Source organism: Pelorhabdus rhamnosifermentans (assembly GCF_018835585.1).
GTDB lineage: Bacteria > Bacillota > Negativicutes > UMGS1260 > UMGS1260 > Pelorhabdus > Pelorhabdus rhamnosifermentans.
In genome coordinates this window covers 174,622-196,341 of the sequence record NZ_JAHGVE010000002.1, presented here as the reverse complement: position 1 = coordinate 196,341, position 21,720 = coordinate 174,622, and the positions used below count along the sequence as shown (strand labels likewise).

The 21,720-nt window shown below is 41.2% G+C and carries 19 protein-coding genes and 1 tRNA gene; 2 read left to right on the top strand and 18 right to left on the bottom strand.

Translation table 11 applies throughout. The features are described from left to right. Positions 1-120: 120 nt before the first annotated feature. The 10 genes from Ga0466249_RS04135 to Ga0466249_RS04090 all read right to left on the bottom strand — a co-directional run bounded on the left by Ga0466249_RS04135 (position 121) and on the right by Ga0466249_RS04090 (position 10,785). Positions 121-1,089, bottom strand: a complete 969-nt coding sequence (locus tag Ga0466249_RS04135) for a polyprenyl synthetase family protein (protein WP_246588435.1) — start codon at positions 1,087-1,089, stop codon at positions 121-123. A 172-nt stretch (positions 1,090-1,261) separates the two neighbouring features. After that, positions 1,262-1,732, bottom strand: a complete 471-nt coding sequence (gene ahbB, locus Ga0466249_RS04130; protein ID WP_312889704.1) for a siroheme decarboxylase subunit beta — start codon at positions 1,730-1,732, stop codon at positions 1,262-1,264. Positions 1,733-1,741: 9 nt separating this feature from the next. Continuing rightward, positions 1,742-2,194 carry a siroheme decarboxylase subunit alpha gene (gene ahbA / locus Ga0466249_RS04125; protein WP_215828306.1) on the bottom strand — a complete coding sequence of 151 codons (453 nt, stop codon included), beginning with the start codon at positions 2,192-2,194 and terminating at the stop codon, positions 1,742-1,744. A gap of 15 nt (positions 2,195-2,209) precedes the next feature. Continuing rightward, complete coding sequence (yihA, locus tag Ga0466249_RS04120; protein ID WP_312889703.1) at positions 2,210-2,908, bottom strand: ribosome biogenesis GTP-binding protein YihA/YsxC; 699 nt, start codon at positions 2,906-2,908, stop codon at positions 2,210-2,212. Beyond that, positions 2,892-5,249: an endopeptidase La gene (gene lon / locus Ga0466249_RS04115; RefSeq protein WP_215828162.1), complete on the bottom strand. Its 2,358-nt coding sequence runs from the start codon at positions 5,247-5,249 to the stop codon at positions 2,892-2,894. Before lon ends, yihA begins: the two co-directional genes overlap by 17 nt. A 161-nt stretch (positions 5,250-5,410) precedes the next feature. Then, complete coding sequence (lonB, locus tag Ga0466249_RS04110; RefSeq protein ID WP_215828161.1) at positions 5,411-7,099, bottom strand: ATP-dependent protease LonB; 1,689 nt, start codon at positions 7,097-7,099, stop codon at positions 5,411-5,413. Between the two features lie 169 nt (positions 7,100-7,268). Next, the gene (gene clpX / locus Ga0466249_RS04105) at positions 7,269-8,534 is read right to left on the bottom strand and encodes an ATP-dependent Clp protease ATP-binding subunit ClpX (protein ID WP_215828160.1); all 1,266 of its coding nucleotides are present in this window, start codon (positions 8,532-8,534) and stop codon (positions 7,269-7,271) included. 12 nt (positions 8,535-8,546) lie between these two features. Further along, entirely contained in the window at positions 8,547-9,152 is a 606-nt protein-coding gene (gene clpP, locus Ga0466249_RS04100; protein ID WP_215828159.1) for an ATP-dependent Clp endopeptidase proteolytic subunit ClpP, read from the bottom strand. 35 nt (positions 9,153-9,187) lie between these two features. Further along, complete coding sequence (tig, locus tag Ga0466249_RS04095) at positions 9,188-10,486, bottom strand: trigger factor (RefSeq protein WP_215828158.1); 1,299 nt, start codon at positions 10,484-10,486, stop codon at positions 9,188-9,190. A 224-nt stretch (positions 10,487-10,710) separates the two neighbouring features. Continuing rightward, positions 10,711-10,785: transfer RNA gene (locus tag Ga0466249_RS04090), tRNA-Gly, on the bottom strand. A 161-nt stretch (positions 10,786-10,946) separates the two neighbouring features. On the opposite strand from Ga0466249_RS04090, the gene Ga0466249_RS04085 reads away from it, so the two are divergent. Then, the gene (locus Ga0466249_RS04085; RefSeq protein WP_215828157.1) at positions 10,947-12,176 is read left to right on the top strand and encodes a radical SAM/SPASM domain-containing protein; all 1,230 of its coding nucleotides are present in this window, start codon (positions 10,947-10,949) and stop codon (positions 12,174-12,176) included. 173 nt (positions 12,177-12,349) lie between these two features. On the opposite strand, the gene Ga0466249_RS04080 is transcribed toward Ga0466249_RS04085, so the two are convergent. After that, positions 12,350-12,502, bottom strand: coding sequence for a hypothetical protein (locus Ga0466249_RS04080; RefSeq protein WP_215828156.1), 153 nt, complete (start codon positions 12,500-12,502; stop codon positions 12,350-12,352). 491 nt (positions 12,503-12,993) lie between these two features. Between Ga0466249_RS04080 and Ga0466249_RS04075 the strand changes: the two genes are divergently transcribed. Continuing rightward, a complete protein-coding gene (locus Ga0466249_RS04075; protein ID WP_215828155.1) occupies positions 12,994-14,832 on the top strand; it encodes an APC family permease in 1,839 nt (612 codons plus the stop codon). 221 nt (positions 14,833-15,053) lie between these two features. On the opposite strand, the gene Ga0466249_RS04070 is transcribed toward Ga0466249_RS04075, so the two are convergent. The 7 genes from Ga0466249_RS04070 to Ga0466249_RS04040 form a co-directional block, all read right to left on the bottom strand. Beyond that, on the bottom strand, positions 15,054-15,494 hold the full coding sequence (locus Ga0466249_RS04070) for a PTS sugar transporter subunit IIA (RefSeq protein ID WP_215828154.1): 441 nt from the start codon (positions 15,492-15,494) through the stop codon (positions 15,054-15,056). Beyond that, entirely contained in the window at positions 15,494-16,873 is a 1,380-nt protein-coding gene (locus Ga0466249_RS04065; RefSeq protein ID WP_215828153.1) for a PTS fructose transporter subunit IIC, read from the bottom strand. Before Ga0466249_RS04065 ends, Ga0466249_RS04070 begins: the two co-directional genes overlap by 1 nt. Then, positions 16,873-17,796, bottom strand: a complete 924-nt coding sequence (locus tag Ga0466249_RS04060) for a 1-phosphofructokinase family hexose kinase (RefSeq protein WP_215828152.1) — start codon at positions 17,794-17,796, stop codon at positions 16,873-16,875. The genes Ga0466249_RS04065 and Ga0466249_RS04060 overlap by 1 nt, the downstream gene beginning before the upstream one ends. Positions 17,797-17,813: 17 nt before the next feature. After that, positions 17,814-18,671, bottom strand: coding sequence for a tagatose bisphosphate family class II aldolase (locus Ga0466249_RS04055; RefSeq protein WP_215828151.1), 858 nt, complete (start codon positions 18,669-18,671; stop codon positions 17,814-17,816). Positions 18,672-18,899: 228 nt separating this feature from the next. Next, positions 18,900-19,658, bottom strand: a complete 759-nt coding sequence (locus tag Ga0466249_RS27470; protein ID WP_215828150.1) for a MurR/RpiR family transcriptional regulator — start codon at positions 19,656-19,658, stop codon at positions 18,900-18,902. A 279-nt stretch (positions 19,659-19,937) separates the two neighbouring features. Further along, entirely contained in the window at positions 19,938-21,497 is a 1,560-nt protein-coding gene (locus Ga0466249_RS04045) for an aldo/keto reductase (protein ID WP_215828149.1), read from the bottom strand. Further along, a complete protein-coding gene (locus tag Ga0466249_RS04040) occupies positions 21,494-21,703 on the bottom strand; it encodes a hypothetical protein (protein WP_215828148.1) in 210 nt (69 codons plus the stop codon). The genes Ga0466249_RS04045 and Ga0466249_RS04040 overlap by 4 nt, the downstream gene beginning before the upstream one ends. Positions 21,704-21,720 lie beyond the last annotated feature (17 nt).

The window sequence follows — 21,720 nt, the reverse complement described above, 5'->3', positions numbered from 1 at the left end:
TCTACGTCCATACACAACCCTATATATTATATTATAACTGTTTACCAGCTAAAAGACAATATCATACATTTAAATCAAAAAGGCACCCTTATCATTCCGCTAGTTGAATCATCATTGGGTTCAAGAAATTCTTCGGCCAATAAAATCAGTCACAGTAATAAGTGACTCATAAACATTTTCAGACAAACACACAGGCAGGACTTCCCGGGCTTGTTTTAAATACGCATCCACTTGCTCATAACAATAATCCACAGCACTTCCTTCACGAATCCAGACTAAAGCCTGTTCCAAAGCCGTTCCCATAATCCGCCTCGATTCAATAAGCTGACGAAGTTCCTCGCAATGTTTCCCATGCTGTAAGGCATATAACACAGGTAGCGTCAAAAGACCCTGCCCAATATCATGACCAGTCGGCTTGCCTACATCTTGAGTCTTTGCTATGACATCTAAAATGTCATCTGTAATCTGGAAAGCCATACCAATGCTATAACCGTAGTGACGCAATGCATCAATAGAAACTTTATCATACTGAGCGCACTGTCCCCCTAACTGACAACTCGTCGCAATAAAATCAGCTGTTTTACAATTGATTTTATGATAATAATCAGACACACTCTGATCAAGAACATACAAGTCTTGGGCCTGAACAATTTCCCCTTCGCACATCACTTGAATGGCATCCGTAAGAATTTTTAAACTGTCAGGAACTGAGAACTGAGCAACTAAAGAAAATGCCTTGGAAAAGAAATAGTCTCCAGTCAACACAGAAGCATGATTGCCAAACAATATGTTCGCAGTTGGCAGTCCTCGACGCACTTCCGCCACGTCAATAACATCATCATGGACAAGCGTTGCCATATGTATCAGTTCGATGGCTGTAGCCAAATGCAACGTTTCTGCACTTGTCACACCTGATTGCTTGGCACATAACAAAAACAAAGCAGGTCGAAGTCTCTTTCCGCCTGCTTGCACCAAATGGGTTCCTATGTCATGAAAGAGTGTCATAGGCGATTGAATAATTGAAACAAGTTCGGTTTCAACAGCAGTTAAATCATCGGAAATACTGGAAAAAAGCTCAGTTACTTTCAATTTATTCACCTACAAGAAAGATCTATAATCATCAAGCAATATCTCTATATTCTACTTTATTTGTCTTTTTTATTCTGAATTAAAGTATTTCAGCACCCTTTTTCCACAAATTTTCTACATACTCAGGTATAGGCATCATCATACTCTGGATACATGAAAAAACCATCCCGAGTTAAGTTGCTTGAAAATAACGCATACTGGTTTTTTTCCATTCCTTCGTGCTGAAGAGCAAAATATATTGTTCAACACCCGTAGCTAAAGATAATTGCTGAGCAATGCCTTCACAAATAGCCCGGCTTTTACCATGAATCATGGTATAGAAATTATAAGGCCAATTGCTTTTCTTTTCACGGCAATAGCAGTGAGTCACAGCTTCGTGTGCTGCCATTAACTGCCCTACCGTCTCTACCTTTCTATCCGGCACAATCCATGCACATAAGGCATTCGCTGCATAACCAAGTTGCCGATGCGTTAGCACGGCCCCCATTTTACGAATTTGCCCCTCATTAGTTAGCACTTTCAGCCGTTCAAATAGTTTATCTTCCGTTATACCCAATTCCTGTGCAATCTCGGCATAAGGTTCAAGAACAAGCGGAAGGTCCCCTTGCATGGCAATAACCAGTTTTCGATCTAGTTCATCCACCTACTTCACCTACTTTAAAGTAAACTCTACATTAACTTTTATTTTATTTGTTGCAGGTAAATTCACCATCCGCTGAATTCCCGTTAAAATTTGGATTTCATGCAAAATCCGGTCCTGAGCCTCCTGATTCGGCGAAAGCAATGTGAACCATAAATTAAACGGACCCTCCCGCTCATAATTGTGCGTAACACCGGGATAAGAATTAATGGCCTCCGCCACTTGTTGTATGTAAATCGGATCAACATCAACAGCAACAAGTGTGCCACAATAGCCAAGCTTTTTCGAGTCAAAAAAAGGACCTATACGACGAATAAGTCCCTTTTCTTTCATCCATTTAATGCGCGTCAACACCGTTTTCTCCTCTGAACCTATGATCTGGGCTATAACAGCAAAAGGACGCTTGGCAACAGGAAATCTCGTTTGAATAATATTTAAAATGGACTTATCTAAAGGTGTTAACATCATATCCAGCCTCTCTCACAAGCAAGAGTCCCGATCAGAGAGACTGCCAAATCCGGCGATCTCCCCCATCACATTAAGAACTTCCTTTCGCCCAATGACTTTTAGGGAAGAATACATAATAATCTGTCCCCTATTCAATTTTAATTGCCGTTCAATCAGTTGAAGTTGCTTCATAATCGATGTTCTAGTTAATTTATCGGCTTTTGTAGCAATGACTTGCACAGGAATTCCCTCATTCATAAGCCAATTATAAATTTGCACATCACTGTCCATGGCAGGGTGACGGATATCAATGAGTTGAAAAACCATTTTTAACTGACGTGACTCAGTCAGATAATTTTCAATAAATTTCCCCCAGCTTGTACGCTGTTTTTGAGACCGTTTAGCATAACCATAGCCAGGCAGATCAACAAAATAAAGTTGTTTTCTTTCTAAGACCCGCCGAATTTGTAATTGATAAAAATTAAGTGTCTGCGTCTTACCCGGTGTACTACTCGTACGAGCCAAGCCACGGTGTCGACACAAGGAATTAATCAGCGATGACTTCCCCACATTGGAACGTCCGACAAAAGCACACTCAATAAACTTTTCTTCCGGATACTGATCTTCACGAACAGCTGAAGCCACATATTTTGCTGATAATATTTCTAATTCCGGAGTGGCAACTTTCGCTGCTTCTGGCTGCTGATGCAGCGTGTTACTCTCTAATTTCACTTGTTGACTCCTTTGATTTTTGCACTTTTTCCGGCAATAAAGCCACTTTTAGCACTTCATCCATATGCTCAACAGGAATAAATTCCAGGCTGCGCTTCACATTGGCCGGTAACTCTTCAATGTCAGATTTATTATCAGCAGGCAACAAAATTGTCTTAATTCCGGCACGATGAGCTGCCAATATTTTTTCCTTGAGACCGCCTACAGGAAGTACCCTGCCGCGCAAAGTAATTTCACCTGTCATAGCCAAATCACTGCGAATGGGTAAGCCATTAAGAGCTGAAACAATGGCCGTTGCCATGGTAATACCTGCTGAAGGACCATCTTTAGGAATGGCCCCTTCAGGCAAATGAACATGAATATCCAGTTTCTCATGGAATTCTTCATCAATACCAAGCTGCTGCGCACGGTTTCTGATATAACTAAATCCAGCCTGCGCACTTTCCTGCATGACATCGCCTAACTGACCTGTTAGCGTCAATTTCCCCTTGCCTTTCATAGTGGACACTTCCACAGGCAACACATCGCCACCGACTTCTGTCCAGGCAAGTCCTGTAGCCACACCTACTTGGGGTTCTTTTTCCGCCATAGAATGACGAATACGCAGGGGTCCTAAATAAGTGTGAAGATTTTGAGGTGTTACTTTAACGCTGCTTTTTTTCTCCTGTACAATAAGGCGAGCCACTTTACGACACAAGCTAGCAATGCTGCGTTCTAAGCCACGCACACCTGCCTCACGTGTATAATTACGGATAATGTTCTGCAAAGCCCCGTCAGATAAGCTAAATTGCTTTGCTGTCAAACCATGTTCTTTCGTTTGTTTAGCAATCAGATACTTCTTGGCAATCTGAACTTTTTCTTCCTCTGTATAGCCGGGAATTTGGATAATCTCCATACGATCCAGTAAAGGCCGCGGAATATTGTGAATGACATTGGCTGTAACAATCCAAAGTACACGCGACAAATCAAAGGGTAATTCGATATAATGATCGCTAAAAGTATTATTCTGCTCTGGATCGAGTACTTCCAGTAACGCGGACGAGGGATCACCGCGGAAATCAGCACTCATCTTATCCACTTCATCAAGTAAAAACACAGGATTTTTGGAATCAACTGTCTTCATACCTTGAATGATACGACCAGGCAGAGCTCCCACATAAGTTCGGCGATGACCACGAATTTCTGCTTCATCCCTTACACCACCCAGAGAAGTACGCACAAACTTTCGTTCCATAGAACGGGCAATTGAACGCGCCAGTGAGGTTTTTCCCACACCCGGCGGTCCCACAAGACACAAAATCGGTCCTTTCATGTGATCCGTGAGTTTACGAATGGCAAGATATTCCAAAATTCGTTCTTTTACTTTATCAAGGCCATAATGATCTTCATTGAGAATATTTTCAGCAATGGAAACATCCAGTCTGTCTGTCGAGCTTTTAGACCAAGGCAATGACAATATCCAATCAATATAAGTCCGAATTACGCCATTTTCGGCGACCATAGGCGGCATTTTTTCCAGACGATCCATTTCTTTCAGAACTTTTTCTTCTACTTCCTTGGGCAGCTCTTGTTCTTTCATACGCTCGCGGTACTCTTCCAATTCCAGTGTACGATCATCCTTGTCGCCCAGTTCTTTCTGAATGGCTTTGAGTTGTTCACGCAGATAATACTCTTTTTGAGTTTTCTCCATCTGTTTACGAACTCTCACATTAATCTTCTTCTCTAGTTCGAGAATTTCCATTTCTCTGGCCAATATTTCACAAAGCTTTTCAAGGCGTTCTTTAATAAGTACAGCATCTAGTAACGCTTGCTTATCTTCGATTTTTAATGACAAATGGGTAGCAATCAGATCCGTTAATCTCCCTGCATCTTCTACAGTAACAACGGATACAAGCGTTTCAGGCGGAATTTTTTTGCTTAACTTAACCCATTGCTCAAACTGATGAATAACGGTGCGCGTTAACGCCTCAATTTCCGGTGTCTTTACTTCTTCAGCAGAAAACTCTTCAATTTCGACGGAGTAATAAGGATCAAAACTCATATAGCTGACAATTTTTGCTCTATATAAGCCCTCCACAAGAACACGGATCGTCCCACCTGGCAATTTTAGTAACTGTTTTATTTCAGCAATGGTACCAATTTCAAAAATATCCTCCGCTGCCGGTTGATCATTTTGGGCCTCTTTTTGCGTTGCCAACATAATCAACCTATCATGTACCATTGACTCTTCCAAAGCATTAATCGATTTTTCCCGTCCCACGTCTAAATGAATAATCATATATGGGTAAACCAATATGCCCCTAAGCGGCAATAATGGTATCATTTTCTTCGTAGTTGACATATTTGCGCCTCCTTTAATACTTCTTTTCTTACAACAGCTATAGTGTAGTCATTTTTCATCCTGTACCGACCTTACCTATACATATTCTTACCTTTTCGTCAAATTCCTTTCTTCAATTACAAGAGTAGCCGGGTAAGTTTCCCGGCTACTCTTATGAAACCCTATAATGGCATGGCAAGCTTGGATCGGGGCTTGTTTGCAGGAGGCGAAACAACTTCTAATTTAACTGTCTCACTTTCTTGCATAAGCGCCACACTCAGCACCTCATCAAGTGTCTCGACAGGAATCACTTCAATACCCGCCTCTAAAAATACTTCCTGATAATTTTCTTTTGGAATGATTACCTTTTGGGCTCCGGCTTGTTTTGCTGCCAAAATCTTAGAAGCCACACCACCCACAGGTTTGACAAAGCCCCGAATGGATAACTCACCAGTCAATGCCACCTTGTTATCAACGGGAATGTTTTTTACCGCCGAATAAATTGCAGTGGCAATGCTCACCCCAGCTGAAGGCCCATCAATAGGACCCGCCGTAGGAAAATTCACGTGAATATCACAGGAATTAAAATCAATTTGAAACCGATTCGTAAGAACTGTAGCCACATTATCTACCGAACTCTTAGCCATACTTTTACGCTTTAGTGTTTTCCCTGATGATCCCATCTGTTCCTCATCAACAATGCCTGTAATGATGATTTTTCCCTGACCTGCCTCATTCGTCTTGGCGGATGCTTCAATCTCCATCACCATCCCCATACCTGGACCATAAACGGCAAGACCATTGACAATGCCAACCTGCGGAATACTCGCAATTTTCTTTTCCGGCCTTGGACTATACTGACCAAAATTAATAATCCATTGAATATCTTGCTGTAAGATCTGCTGACGCTGCTCATTCATAGCAATACCGGCTGCAATTTGAATAATATTAACAGCTTCCCGTCCATTCGTGGCATAACGCTTCAAAACCTCAACAGCCTCTTTATCGATAGAAAAATGAATTTTATCTACTGCTCCTAAAGCAATTCGGCCAATTTCATCCGGAAAAAGCGGGCGAAAATAAATTTCGACACAACGTGACCGAATGGCTGGTGGAATATCTTGCGGCAAGCGTGTTGTAGCACCAACTAAACGAAAATCAGCAGGTAATCCATTTTGAAAAATATCATGAATATGAACAGGAATATTCGTATCTTCGCTATTATAATAGGAACTGTCTAGAAATACTTTCCGGTCTTCTAATACCTTTAGTAGTTTATTCATTTGGATGGGATGAAGTTCACCAATTTCGTCGATGAAAAGAACTCCCCCATGGGCCTTGGTTACAGCACCTGGCTTAGGTTGAGGAATACCCGCTATTCCAAGCGGCCCTGCACCTTGATAAATAGGATCGTGAACCGTACCAATTAAAGGATCTGCAATACCTCGTTCATCAAATCGAGCTGTTGTAGCATCTAACTCCGTAAAGTTCGCAGTATCACCAAAAGGCGATAGGGGATTTTTTTTGGCTTCCTGCAATATCAGCCGGGCTGCGGCAGTTTTTCCCACCCCAGGCGGACCATAAACAAGCACATGCTGAGGATTGGGGCCGCATAAAGCGGCTCTTAGGGCTTTAAGAGCTTCCTCCTGTCCAATGATCTCGTTAAAATTACTGGGTCGTGTTCTTTCAGATAAAGGTTCCGTCAGGGAAATCGAACGCATTTTTTGTAATTTATCAATCTCTTTTTTTGATTCTCGATCAACAGCCACCTTATTCCCTTGCTGAGATTTTAGGAGATTCCAGAAATACAGTCCAATGACCACTGCAAAGAAAAACTGAATCATCGTGAAAATATTCGTTGCATATTCCAACTGACTAAGTCCTCCCTTCCATGTCTAATCATTTGAACAATCATAGACTTATGTACAGAATTAGTATAGACAGGCCGACTCATTTTATCCGAAAGAAAAAAAGAGATTTGTAAAAAAAAATGAGAGAATTAGATTCTCTCATTTTTAACCATTTCTTGACCAGGACTAATTATGCTGATGCTTCTTTTTTCTTGCTTTTTTTTTCACCAGCCGTGACAATCACAGGTTCCTCCGTACTTAGAACAACCTCTTTCGTGACAACACATTTTGATACATCTGTACGCGAAGGAACTTCATACATCACATTACGCATGATGCCTTCAATAATAGCACGAAGCCCTCTGGCACCTGTATTACGTTTAATAGCTTCGTCGGCAATGGCTTTAAGAGCATCGTCCTTAAACTCCAGTTGCACATCATCCATTTCAAGGAATTTTTGATATTGCTTAATCAAGGCATTTTTGGGTTCCAGAAGGATGCGGACAAGAGACTCTTCATCAAGAGCGTCAAGTGTCACAATAATGGGTAAACGCCCCACGAACTCTGGAATCAAACCAAATTTCAACAAGTCTTCCGGCAACATTTGCTGTAAGAGCTCGCCTACTTTGCGTTTCTCCTTGGTCTTTATATCTGCACCAAATCCCATGTTCTTTTTACCAATTCTAGCACTAATAATACGATCAATGCTGTCAAAAGCGCCACCACAAATGAACAAAATATTGGTTGTATCAATCTGAATAAATTCCTGATGAGGATGTTTCCGTCCACCTTGAGGCGGCACACTGGCCACAGTACCTTCCAGAATCTTTAACAAAGCCTGTTGAACACCCTCGCCAGAAACATCACGTGTAATAGAAGGATTCTCAGACTTACGAGCGATTTTATCAATTTCATCAATATAGACAATGCCCTTTTCAGCTTTCTCTACATCATAATCAGCGGCTTGGATCAACTTAAGCAAAATGTTTTCAACATCTTCCCCCACATAGCCTGCTTCAGTTAAGGACGTAGCATCAGCAATAGCAAAAGGCACATTGAGTATCTTAGCAAGCGTTTGGGCAAGTAATGTCTTACCACTACCGGTTGGTCCTAACATAACAATATTGGATTTTTGCAGTTCCACATCATCCATTTTAGAACCAATATTGATGCGCTTATAATGATTATACACAGCAACAGCTAATGTCTTTTTAGCACTTTCCTGACCAATAACGTATTGATCTAAAATCGCCTTGATGTCCTTCGGCTTGGGAATTTCCTTCATATCGACATCAATTGCCTCGCCGAGCTCCTCTTCAATAATTTCATTACATAACTCAATGCATTCATCACAAATATAGACGCCGGGACCAGCTACTAACTTTTTGACTTGTTCTTGTAGCTTACCGCAAAAAGAGCATTTCAATTGACCTCTGTCATCTCCAAACTTCAACATGTTATCACCTCTCTATTTGGAAGTCTCCTTTTGTTTATCATTGCGAGTAATTACTGCATCAATCAAACCGTAATCCATGGCTTCCTGGCTCGACATGAAAAAATCGCGTTCCACATCATGCTTAATCTTTTCCATCGTTTGGCCAGTATGACGAACGAGCATTTCATTCCCCACTTCACGCAAGCGCAAAATTTCACGGGCATGAATTTCAATATCCGTCGCTTGACCTTGCGCTCCACCATGAGGCTGATGAATCATAATACGCGCGTAAGGTAAAGCATAGCGTTTACCCTTGGCGCCAGCAGTCAAGAGTAATGCTGCCATGCTGGCGGCACTACCTAAACAAATAGTCGACACATCCGGTTTAATATACTGCATGGTGTCATAAATCGCCAGTCCTGCTGTCACAACACCGCCTGGACTGTTAATATAAATATGAATATCCTTATCAGGATCTTCCGATTCCAAAAATAAGAGTTGTGCAATAACAAGGTTAGCCATATTATCATCAATCGGCCCACCAATAAACACAATACGATCTTTTAACAGGCGTGAGTAAATATCATAAGCCCGTTCACCACGATTTGATTGTTCAACTACCATCGGCACAAAATTCATTTAACACACCCCGGTTCATATATTCTAAGCTAATTTTATGCTTGTTCAACAGTTTCAACAGTATCCATAATCAGGCCAAGCGCCTTTTTACGCAAAACTGTTCTGCCAAGAGCACCAATATTTCCCTGTTCCGTAATAATTTTGCGAACTTCTTCTACAGTCGTTTGATAAGTTTCAGCCATAGCTAAAGTTTCAGCATCTAAATCTTCAGCAGCCACTTCCAGCTTTTCTTCTTTCGCAATGGCTTCCAACAAAAGATCGACTTTCACATTAGCTAAAGCACTCTCGCGATAATTTTTCTTCAAATCATTCATATCCGTATGAACATATTCTAAATACTTATCAAGCTGCATACCGCGATTTTCCAAGTTGATTGCCAAATCCTGAATCATAATATTCACTCTGTCATCAACCATAATATCAGGAATATCCATCTGAGCATTATCTACGGCCGTTTTGACAACATTATTTTTAAATTCCCGTTCGGCCTTTTCCTTCGCAGCCTCTTCTAACTTATTCTTCAAATCAGTCTTTAATTCCTCCAAGGTCGCAAAATCACTGACATCCTTAGCGAATTCATCGTCAAGCTCCGGCAATTCCTTACGCTTAATATCTTGAATGGCTACTTTAAATTCTGCTTCTTTACTTGCCAATTCCTTTACAAAGTAGTCATCCGGGAAAGTTACTTTAACTGTCCGATCCTCACCACTTTTAGCGCCAATGAGTTGATCTTCAAAGCCAGGAATAAAGCTGCCTGAACCTACTTCTAATGGATAGCCTTGGCCATCGCCACCTTTAAACGGCTCTCCATCAACAAAGCCTTCAAAATCGATAATAGCAAAATCACCTTTCGCTAAAACAGCATCAGGGACTACAATCATTTTCGCCTGACGACTACGCATGTCGTCCAACTGCTTTTCTACCTCTTCGTCTTTCACTTCTGCTTTCACTTCGGCAATTTTCAAAGCCTTATATTGACCAAGTGTCACTTCTGGCTTAACAATCACAGTTGCTTTAAATACGCAAGGTTCGTCTTCTTTTAATGTAATAACATCAATTTCAGGCCGACTCACAACTTCCAGTTTTTGTTCTTCAAGAGCCTTACCATAAGCGTTAGGTACAATGAAATCAAAAGCTTCCTCAAGGATCGCTTCTTTACCAATACGCATTTCTAAAATTTTGCGAGGGGTTTTTCCTTTACGGAAACCAGGAATATTGACCTTTGCTGCTAATTTTTGATAAGCTCTGTTAACAGCTTTTCCTACTTCCTCCTGTGGAACTTCCACTTCTAATACGGCTTTATGATTGTCTATTCTTTCCACTGTTACTTTCATTTATGCGATATCCTCCCTTAGTAAATACTGACCATGCTTGCCCTGTTCTATCTTAGTGTTCCATAAATGGCTAATTGTCAATGCTAATTGTGACTCGAAGCAAAAAAAATACAAACAGGTTGGACAAATTCCAGCATGCCATGCCTAATATATTACCATAATTGTATAACAAAAACAACAAAAATGCAAAAAACCCAGTACATAACTGGGTTTTTAATCATCTATGGAGCGGAAGACGAGATTCGAACTCGCGACCCTCGCCTTGGCAAGGCGATGCTCTACCACTGAGCTACTTCCGCACAACATTTTTACGACTTGTTTATTATAACCAACACGTTGAATTTTGTCAACATAAAATCATCATTTTCTATCATGACTTTTTTTGTACAAGCACAATCGGAATATGAGAGGAATAAAAATAACTAAGAGTTGTTTATGGAAGCAAAAAGGAGTGGTATCATTGTATTTTCGATTACGTGATCATTGCAAACTTGTAGAAGGAACAGCACGCGGCGCCATTTATAATCTCAAGACAGGCAAGGTCCATTCCATTAATGGTCACGCAGTAAAACTTCTTCGTTTATGCGAAAATCAGGATTTAGGAAGCCTAGTTCCCCATGATACTCCACACAACAATTCCTATGATTTTTTCGATAAGCTCGTGACTTTAGAACTGGCTGATTATTATTATCATGAGCCTCAACAATCGGTGCCACCAAAAGCTTCTCCTGTCAAGCTAGACTTTCTCTGGCTTGAATTAACATCTGCTTGCAATAACAAGTGCCTACACTGCTACGCCACAAGTGGCCCCAACTGTGAGAAACAACAAGTTCCCCATGAAGTCTGGCTTAAAGTCATGGAAGAAGCTTTTCAGTCCGGAGCCCGAGCTATTCAGTTCATCGGTGGCGAACCACTCCTCTACCCAAAGTGGCGCGAACTTATTGTAACAGCTCATAAACTAGGGTACGAGTACATTGAAATTTTTTCCAATGCTACGCTGATTACAACAGAAGACATTGACTTTTTTAAAAAATATCAGGTCCAAATAGCCACAACTATTTATGCCGATAACGCAGCAGTCCATGATGCCGTTACACAACACGCAGGTAGCTTTGACCTCACACAAACTGCTATTCACCGTATACTTAATGCTGACATTCCCCTACGTATTGCTTCTATAATAATGAAGACAAATGAAAATGAAGTAGAAAATATCATGAATTTCTGCAAAAATTTAGGGGTAGAAGTCAACCCCCCCGATGTCATCCGCCCCACTGGGCGAGGGGATGATGAAAAGTTAAGACCTGATAATTATAAAAAAGCCCTTATTCAACCGCCCTTCTACACAGATAGTTTTTCTTTTTTTGAAGCACAGCACTATCACAATTGTCTAGCAGGAAAACTAGCCATAACAGCTACTGGCGATGTCATTCCCTGTATTTTTTCCCGCAATCAGCTTTGCGGAAATGTGCTAGAGAAATCCCTGCTCACAATTCTTCATGAAAAACCACTGACTGATTATTGGCAAACCACGAAAGATTGCATTACGAAATGCAAGAGTTGTGAATATCGTTATGCTTGCCATGATTGCCGTCCCCTCTCGCAAAGCTGCGATAGTCAAAGAAACTGGCTTGCCTGCCCGGCCGGTTGTTATTACAATCCTGAAACTGGAATTTGGGAGGAAAAATAAATGTTTGATGACAAAGAAGACTTTGATGAAAGAAAAGACCTTGATGATAGAGAAGACCTTGACAGAGACGACTTTGAGATTGAAGACATTGAAGATTTTGAGGAATTAGAAGACGCACCTCGCGTCACTCATTATGGATACTGTTATCCTCATCATTGCTACCCAAGGCCTTGTTATCCCGTAAAAAATTGCTGGCCTAACACATACTGTTCACCTAATACACCTTGCTCACCTAATACACCATGTTCGCCTAATACGACTTGCTCACCTAATATACCTTGTTCGCCCAATACGACTTGCTCACCTAATACACCTTGTTCGCCCAATACGACTTGCTCACCTAATACACCTTGTTCACCAAATACGGCCTGCTATCCTCGCCCTTGTTATCCTCATGGCTGTTATCCAAGACATTGCTATCCTCGTCCTTGTTATCCTCACGGATGTTATCCGCGTCGCTAAAAAGGTAAATTTTAAAAGAACATCGGTTTATCCGATGTTCTTTTTCAAGTAAAACGCCGATAAATAGAGAGATCAGGTCAAAATAGGTGTAACGAAGAGATTTATTCAACAAATCATCATTTTTAACCTGTAAATTATTATTTATACTGAAAAAGCTAGGCTTTCTTTCTTCTACAAGTTTTGTATAATTAGATGTGAGCAAAATGGTCTATAATAAGAAAGATAAATTACTCGGAGCGGCTCATCTGCGAACTCCGTAGGTCTAACCAAAATTAGGACCTTCTGAGTTTTTTTTATGCATGAAGAAAAAAAATCAATAAAATCGGTTAACTTATACTTGGAGGATGATCAAATTATGATGCACTTTTTGCGGCGCATACTTATTGGTAGACCGCTGCATAATCAAGAAATGATACGTGAAAAATTACCTAAGTGGAAAGCCTTAGCTATCTTTTCATCAGATGCTCTCTCATCTGTTGCTTATGGACCGGAACAGATAATGCTCATACTTGCTATTCCGGGTATGCTTGCTTATGGCTTTATTGGACCTGTAGCCATTGCTATTTTAATCTTACTTGCCATTGTTACTTTATCTTACGTTCAAGTAGCCAAAGCCAATCCCGGGGGCGGTGGCTCTTATGCCGTAGCCATACATAATCTCGGCGAATGGCCGGCACTTACTGCCGCTGCATCACTTTTTGCCGATTATACATTGACTGTGGCTGTCAGTGTATCCGCAGGTACGGCCGCCATTGTCTCGGCTTTTCCCGAACTGGCTGTACATCAAGTAGTGCTCGACATTTTCGTATTGTTTGGTATTTTAACGCTCATTAACCTCCGAGGTGTTCGCGAATCTTCGTCAACTTTTGTTATCCCTACTTACGCCTTTATTATTGGTATTATCGTCTTAATTGGCGCGGGTATCTTCCAATCGTTCCAAGGAACAGCTCCTGCTATTCCACCTCAGTCACTCGAAAAACAATTAAATTTTCCAGTCTTTTATCTTCTGCTTCGTGCATTTGCCAATGGCTGTAGTTCGATGACAGGTATCGAGGCTATTTCAAATGGTGTTCCCATGTTTAAGGAGCCAGAAGTAAAAAATGCCACAAAAACGACTTATTTGATGTCTGGCATTTTAGGTATCATGTTCTTTGGCATTACTTACCTCTTAATGCATTTTCATATTCTGCCTATTGAAGATGTCACAGCTTTATCACAAATTGCTGAGAAAACTTTTGGTAGAGGCTTTATGTACTACTACATCCAGATTACAACCATGCTTGTCCTGTATTTAGCAGCGAATACCTCCTTTAACGGCTTGCCGCCACTTCTCTCCATTTTAGCCAAAGATGGCTATATGCCCCGCTATCTTGGCACACGAGGCGAACGTCTCAGCTTTTCTAACGGCATCATCTTACTTAGCATAACAGCGGGACTACTCATTTTCTTCTATGACGGCAACACAGAAAATCTCATTTCTCTCTATGCCATTGGCGTATTTCTATCTTTTACCATCGCACAAAGCGGTATGGTTGTACACTGGCGTAAAGAACAAGGTTCAGGCTGGATGATCCGCGCCGTACTCAATGCTTTCGGCGCCGTCATTACAGGGATTGTTGTAATCATTATTCTTGTCACGAAATTCTTCTATGGCGCTTGGATGGTCATTGTCTTTATTCCTATCATGATTTTTATTTTAAAAAAAATCCGCCACCATTACAATGATATGGCTGAACAGCTTCATTTGCCTGTTGATGAAATTGAAGCTACATTCAATACACCCATTGGAAAAAATATGGTAATCGTCCCTATTGCTTCACCAACGCGCGTTGTAGCGGAGACACTCAAATATGCCAAAGCCATTTCCAATGATGTCATTGCTCTCCATATTGCCATTGATGAAGAATCAGGCAAGCGTGTAGAAAAAAAATGGGAATCCCTCCGTACAGACTTTAAACTCGTTGTTGTCTACTCACCCTATCGTCTCGTCATTCAGCCACTCATTGATTATGTATCGAAACTGGAAAAAGCAAAAGCACCGGAAGATTTTATTACTGTGCTCATTCCGGAATTTGAAACAAAAAAGAATTGGCACCGTTTGCTTCATAATCAAACAGGCTGGGTTTTACGTACCTTGCTCATTTTAAAAGACAATGTTGTTGTCACAACCATCCCCTTCCATTTAAAAAAATAACAAATAAAAGAACAAGGCCTTTTATTGCTTTTATTTTATCTTATACTAAGTAGCAAAAGACACCTGCATATGCAGGCGTCTCAGATCGTAGACAAAAATGCACCTTACGCAAAGCGTAAGGTGCATTTTGTGTTCCAAATGGCAGCGAAGAAGCGGAGGAAAAAGCCCGTTCCTGCGCTACCATGAGGCTCTATCGGCAAACGGAAACATTCCTGCATGTTTTACACTTCAGATAAATATTCCATTACTGATTTTTTATCCTTTGCCTTCAGAAGTTGATCACGGAATACCGGGTCAATCAGTTTACGCGCCAACCGTGACAGCACCTGCAGATGTAAATTATCCGCACCGTCGCCTGCCGCAATCATAAATATCAGATGTGCCAGACTTTCGTCTTCGCTCTTATAATCCACACCCTCCTTAACAATTCCAAAAGCCACCCGTGTTTCCTTGACAGCTTTCGTTTTTGCATGCGGTATGGCGATGTCAAAGCCAATTTCCGTGGTTGACAACTTTTCTCTAGCCCAGATGCACTGCTTATACAGTTCCTTATCCGAAAGAACGCCCGCCTCATCCAGCATCGTTACCATTTGATCGATAACATCCTCCCGTGTTTTAGCCTGTAAATCTATACAAATCGTATCTTCTGCAAATAAATTCATCAATCTTCTGCTACCATCTTTCTAGTTACGCCATAAATAACTGCCCCGACAACCGAACCAGCAAGAATGCAAAGCACCCAGGTAAGAGGCTGGTCGACAAGGGCCAGAATCAGGAAACCGCCATGCGGTGCCGGTACCTGAACCTTCATTATATACGTCAAAACCGCCGAAATGGAGGAACCAAGCATCAAAATCGGAATAACCGTCAATGGAGATTTAGCCGCGAACGGAATAGCGCCTTCCGTGATATGCGTACAGCCCAAAATATAGTTTACTAAGCCAGCTGCCCGCTCGTCCTTGGTAAATTTATTTTTGAATATCGTCGTAGAAATCGCAACAAGAATCGGCGGTGTGATACAAGCTGCGGAAACCCCTGCCATGAAATAATAATTACCTTGACCGAGAAGCAATGTGCCCGTAACATAAGCCGCTTTGTTTACTGGACCGCCCATATCAAAAGCACTCATGCAACCGATTACGATACCCAGAATAATTGGATTTGAATTCTGCAAATTTGACAAAAAGCTCATCATACTCGCATTAATTGTTGCTACTGGATCAGCAAGCAGGTACATGACGACCCCGACAACGACAACACTGACAAGCGGTACAAGGAAAATGGATTTGAGCCCTTCAAACTGTTTTGGCAGTCCAGACATGGATTTAATTAAGAAAAATGCTACATAACCAGCCAAGAAACCACCAAGAATACCGCCGATAAAACCAGAACCCGTAGCTGTCGCAATCGTACCGGCTACAAAACCCGCAACAAGGCCCGGACGATCTGCTATGGATTGCGCGATATATGCTGTTAGGATCGGAACCATGAGTCCCATGGAATAGCCGCCAATTTGTTTTAACAAGGCCGCGGTCGGATTATACTGATCCGATGTCGGATCGAAAGAATAAATCCCCCATAAGAATGAAATGGCGATGAGTACACCACCGGCTACAACGAACGGAATCATATGCGATACGCCGCTCATGAGATGTTTGTAAATCGCATTCCCCATGCCCGGTTTTTCTTCAATCCTAAATATCCCGTTATTAACAGTCTTACCGCCACGAATGGCCACATTTCCCGACATAGCTTCCTGCACAAGTTCTGCTGCATGCTGAATACCCTTCGCGACTGGAACTTCAATAACAGGTTTACCGTTTAAACGTTCCATATCCACCTGTTTGTCGCTGGCTACGATAATACAGTCCGCTTCCTTGATTTCCTCCGCCGTCAATGCATCTTCGACACCAATGGCACCATTTGTTTCTACTTTAATCTGTACACCTGCCGCTTCAGCAGCTTTTTTCAATGCCTCCGCCGCCATAAAGGTATGCGCGATTCCTGTGATACACCCTGTCACGCCTAACAGCTTTTTCATTACAATACTCCTGCCTTTCTCACTTCTATATTTTTCATATATTCATTAACAGAAGAAAAATCTCCTAAAGCATCACTTTCCGCTACATTCGCTCCCGTAGCTGCCGACTTTTTGAGTGCTTTGATGATTTCACCCGCTGGCAGCCATTCACTGAGAAAAGCTCCAAGCGCTGCATCACCCGCGCACGCCGAGCTCAAAATCTTAATCGGCTGTACACTGCACCAATATAAATCTCTTCCATTACTAAAATAGGAACCGCGTTCCCCCATCGTCAGTAGTACATTTTGGGCTCCATTCTTCTTCAAAAATCGCATAACCTGCAGAGCCTCATTATCCGAACCGACATTCAAACCAAATACTTCTTTAATTTCATCATCATTAGGCTTGATAAGCAGCGGCTCGTACTTCAATAAGTCCTTTAATTTTAGCGAACTTATATCTAAAACAAATTTTATATCTTTTCTACGAAAAAGTTCTAAAAGTTCGTCATAGAAGGCTTCGGAAATTCCTTTTGGTAAGCTACCGCTGATTATCACGCAATCGCATTTCTCTAAATTTTCTAACAATTCTAGAAGTTCCTGTTGTTTTTCCTGTGGAACAAACGACCCGCTGTTGACAAACTTGAATTCATCATCGCCATCGTTGATGAATATATTGATGCGTGTAGTATCCTCGACCCAAATCGGTTTTGCCGGCACCTTGCGCTGTAACAGTTCGTCGATAATATACCGCCCGGTAAAGCCGCCAAAAAATCCAAGAACAGCTGCATCTAATCCAAAGTGCCTGAGCACAAGCGCTACATTGATTCCCTTCCCATTGGGTGAATATACGGTATGCCCGGTACGATTCACCTGATTCGGTTTGATATTATATCCGGTTAGATTCATATCAATCGCCGGATTCATTGTCAGCGTATAAATCATAGTCCTTCATCCTATTCTCAATAACGGTTTTCACTGCCGCACATTTTGATTTTATGAATTGCGATTTCCCACATGGCGTCCTTACCGGGCGTCATGTATTTACGTGGATCGTTTGCTTGCGGATTTTCCTGGAAGAACTTCTTGACAGCATCTGCGAATGGTATCTTGAGGTCCGTTGCGACGTTGACCTTACAGATACCTAAGGAAATAGCTTTCTGCACGAGTTCGTCCGGTACATCCGAAGCGCCGTGCAAGACGAGCGGAATTTCGACCTTCGAACAAATTTCCTTAAGTCGTTCAAAGTCGAGCTTTGGCCTTCCTTTGTAAAGTCCGTGCGCTGTGCCGATTGCAACTGCCAACGAATCGATACCCGTTTCCTCTACGAATTTTACGGCCACAGCCGGATCTGTGTAGATACTGTCCTTCTCACCTACGATGAGATCATCTTCCTGACCAACGAGCTTGCCGAGTTCAGCTTCGACCGTCGTATCGTATGCATGTGCATACGATACGACTTCTTTTACGAGCTCAATGTTCTTTGCAAGCGGTTCACGAGAAGCATCGATCATTGCAGAGCGAAAACCAGAATCGATAGCTGCTTTAAGTTCGTCGAATTTTTCATGATGATCAAGATGCAAGGCAATCGGAATATTTGTTTGTTTAGCCGCAACTTCGCCCATGGCTACAAGATAATCGCGATTTGCATAGGCAACCGTTGACGGCGTAGCCGCTAGGATAAGCGGTGAGCGCAATTCACTGGCAGCTGCTACAACGACCTGCATAGTTTCCATATTGTGAATGTTGAATGCCGGTACAGCATAATGATCCTTCTGTGCATTTAAAAGCATTTGTTTAGTTGATAAAATTGTGTGCATTTTTCCCTCCAGTAACCTTTATTCTTTTTTCCTAATTTAAATTTTCGTCTATTAAATATATTGCTTTTGCCAACATATGCTCTCTTTATCCTTTTAAATTTAATAATATTCCAAATATTCCACTCAGTTTATTAAATAAATTTCATCTCACGCGCCTATTATAAAATAATAAAGCGTGAAAATCTTTTCATAATTTGAAAATTAATTTTCACGCTTCAAAAAAACTATTTATTCTGTTTGATTTTCCTGTTCAACCAGATAATCGATGATAATTCTCGATATAATATACAAAGGCACTCTCGATGTCACTTCAAAATCCCTAATCGCTATTTTTTCATACCGATATCCGATTAGATAACACGTGGCATACTGTAATAGTGGTGTAGTTTCCGAGCAACAGATGACAACACTTTTCGCCCCATTCAAATACACATTGCGGGCCGCTTCCACCAATTCCTCTGTTTGTCCATTTAATGAAAAAATGATAACCAAACGATCTTTTTTCACTTTTCTACTTAATTTTACGATGATATTCGGGTCGTCGGTTTCCGTTATATTATAGTCTAAAAGCTCCAATTTAAAGGTAAATTCTTTGGCAACCTGCGCCGTAGGGCCGCGCGAAAAAACATATATTTTTTCGTCCTTAGCAGCACAAATTTTCCTCACAACAGCCAATACATCCATCAAAGAAATTCTCTGCAAAACCTCCGTCGCTTCGATTAAGGATTTATTCATAATCTCATTGATACTGCTAATCTCTTTATTCTTACTCGGCTGCGCCAGTTTATAACGCAGCTCATTAAATCCATTGATGCCACATTTTCGAATAGCTCTTGATACAGTTGACGGCGAAGAAAATGTTTCTAAAGCTATATCCACAATCGACATTTTTGCCAAATTCTCTTCATTTTCATTAATAAACTGGACAACTTCACGTTCCGTTTTGGAAAGTGTATCTAAAATACTACCTGACACTTTAATAATCACTATATATTCTCTCCTCGTAAAAAAATTATCGTTGTATTTACAGGAGCAAGTAGCGGAATTGGAGAAGCTACCGCAAACTTCTGGTAACTAGATTATCATTAGTGCGCAACACGAAAATAAATCAAATACGTTAGTAACAGCTATTCAATCAACCGAAGGCTCTGCTAACTATCTTACCAATAATAGTATTCCTAGTATAAAAAAGAAGAGTAGAACAATCATAGATTACTATGAATATCTACTCTATTATATATAATTAAACAAAAATAGCCCTATTCTTTATGTTCTATTCCCATCCTCTTCCGTAAGCTGCTGCGCTAGCAACGAGAGTTCATCATCTGCATTCTGCTGAACCTTTTCTTTCAAAAGTTGCCAGCTTGATTGCCGTGGCAACTTTCTCACGCCGCATCTCAATTCAATAAGTACATCCTGAACATAATCTACATCACGCATGCCCACAAGCACCGAATCAACACCTGCTGTAGAACGAACCACACGAATGGCCATTTGGCTTAACGAACCTTCAATCTGCCAATCTACATCTCCGCAGTTTGCAATCATTAGCTTATCACGAACCACACGCTTCATTTCCTTCCCGCGATAGTAATTCGTAATATTTGTAAACAGAGAATTTAATAACTCAACATAAGCATCAATCCACTGTTTCATACCCCGCGACATAGTTTGACGCACTGTAAGCAAATCAAGAGAATGCTGAATAACAGGATTAAAATAATGACCTCGCACATCCTGCCAGTGCCAAAAAGAATCAAACGTATACCAATGCTTCTGTAACACCTCGCCACTTGTCAATCCCTTAAATAAATCGGGTTGACTCAGTTCTTCATCTGTCAGTTCCATGATAAAGTTCTGGCGAAAAGCATTCTCCATCTTCATCACTTCGTTTACTTGGGCAACAAGCAGTTCAATATTTCGGAATTCTTCTCCTGTTACTTCCACTAACCGCCTTAGCGTATTTTCCAATGCGACATTCAGCGGTCGGTTCGTTAATACTGCCAATCCTTGTTGCTTGGCCAATTGAAGTAGTGTTTGACCAGTTTTGCTGTCCACTGAAGTTGCTGCAGCCGTCTCAAAAACATTGAGCGGCAACTCAATGAGCTGAAAATGATGATTTGGAGAAACTTTCTCTGCAATGCGAGAAACTCCTTCAAGCAAGACGCGTTCATAAGCTGTTTCATCCGCAGCAAAAGTATTCGAACTGATACCATAACAGCCAATACGCCCTGCTGCTACTTCTGATTCAAGATACTGAAAAGCCAATTCAATGCGGCGTGAAAACTCTTCATCCGCTTCATTTTTAGCTATGCCTTCCTGCTGGGCCCAAAGATAATAATACTCTGGATTATGCAATAAATAACAATCAATCTTTGCCAGTTGAAGCCTTTCCAGACTGCCAGTAATTTGATCGCGCAAAAAATCCGGATGGATACAGTACTTGAGTGTTTCATTAAAAGCGATTAAGTCCGGATAGCTTACGTCGCTTACGTCGGAAGATATATAACCTGATTTGGTCACAATAACGACTTCTTCACGCCGAAGCTTTTCTTGCTGCACAAGATCGGTCAAAACCTTGCCAATGAGTCTTTCAGAATCGCCATCGGCATAATTACTGCTTGTATCAATCAGATTAATACCACTATTCAGGGCTTGTTGTAACGCTTTATACTGTGACTCGTGAGCAATAGAAATACGATACCCACCAAAACCTGCCTGGCTGACAAGTAGTCCTGTTCTGCCTAATTCACCATACGTTAATTCTGGATGTTTGGCAGCAATTTTTTTTGTTCCCTCCGCTGTTGCCTGCTTGCCAAGGTTCATAATGTCTCATTAGAGGTAATTTGTACTTTAAAATCACCACTGGAATTTTTCTTAATTATCCCCTTTTTACCTGCTCCATCATCCACTGTAATGGCTTGCAAATTATGTTCAATCAAAAAGCTAAGAACGGCTCCTTTAACAAAACTCTCCCAATTTTCTTTTGTCAATATGGTCGTTTCTTCAGCTAAGTTTACATTATTTTCCACTGTGACCACTCCTTTAC

Excerpts from the sequence above, each read along its gene's own strand:
- clpX (WP_215828160.1), bottom strand. The coding sequence starts at position 8,534 with ATGTTGAAGTTTGGAGATGACAGAGGTCAATTGAAATGCTCTTTTTGC.
- Ga0466249_RS04065 (WP_215828153.1), bottom strand. The coding sequence starts at position 16,873 with ATGAAAAAGCTGTTAGGCGTGACAGGGTGTATCACAGGAATCGCGCAT.
- Ga0466249_RS04070 (WP_215828154.1), bottom strand. The coding sequence starts at position 15,494 with ATGAATTTATTTGCAGAAGATACGATTTGTATAGATTTACAGGCTAAA.
- ahbA (WP_215828306.1), bottom strand. The coding sequence starts at position 2,194 with ATGTTAACACCTTTAGATAAGTCCATTTTAAATATTATTCAAACGAGA.
- Ga0466249_RS04045 (WP_215828149.1), bottom strand. The coding sequence starts at position 21,497 with ATGAACCTTGGCAAGCAGGCAACAGCGGAGGGAACAAAAAAAATTGCT.
- Ga0466249_RS04075 (WP_215828155.1), top strand. The coding sequence starts at position 12,994 with ATGATGCACTTTTTGCGGCGCATACTTATTGGTAGACCGCTGCATAAT.
- Ga0466249_RS04055 (WP_215828151.1), bottom strand. The coding sequence starts at position 18,671 with ATGCACACAATTTTATCAACTAAACAAATGCTTTTAAATGCACAGAAG.
- Ga0466249_RS04060 (WP_215828152.1), bottom strand. The coding sequence starts at position 17,796 with ATGATTTATACGCTGACAATGAATCCGGCGATTGATATGAATCTAACC.
- clpP (WP_215828159.1), bottom strand. The coding sequence starts at position 9,152 with ATGAATTTTGTGCCGATGGTAGTTGAACAATCAAATCGTGGTGAACGG.
- tig (WP_215828158.1), bottom strand. The coding sequence starts at position 10,486 with ATGAAAGTAACAGTGGAAAGAATAGACAATCATAAAGCCGTATTAGAA.
- lon (WP_215828162.1), bottom strand. The coding sequence starts at position 5,249 with ATGTCAACTACGAAGAAAATGATACCATTATTGCCGCTTAGGGGCATA.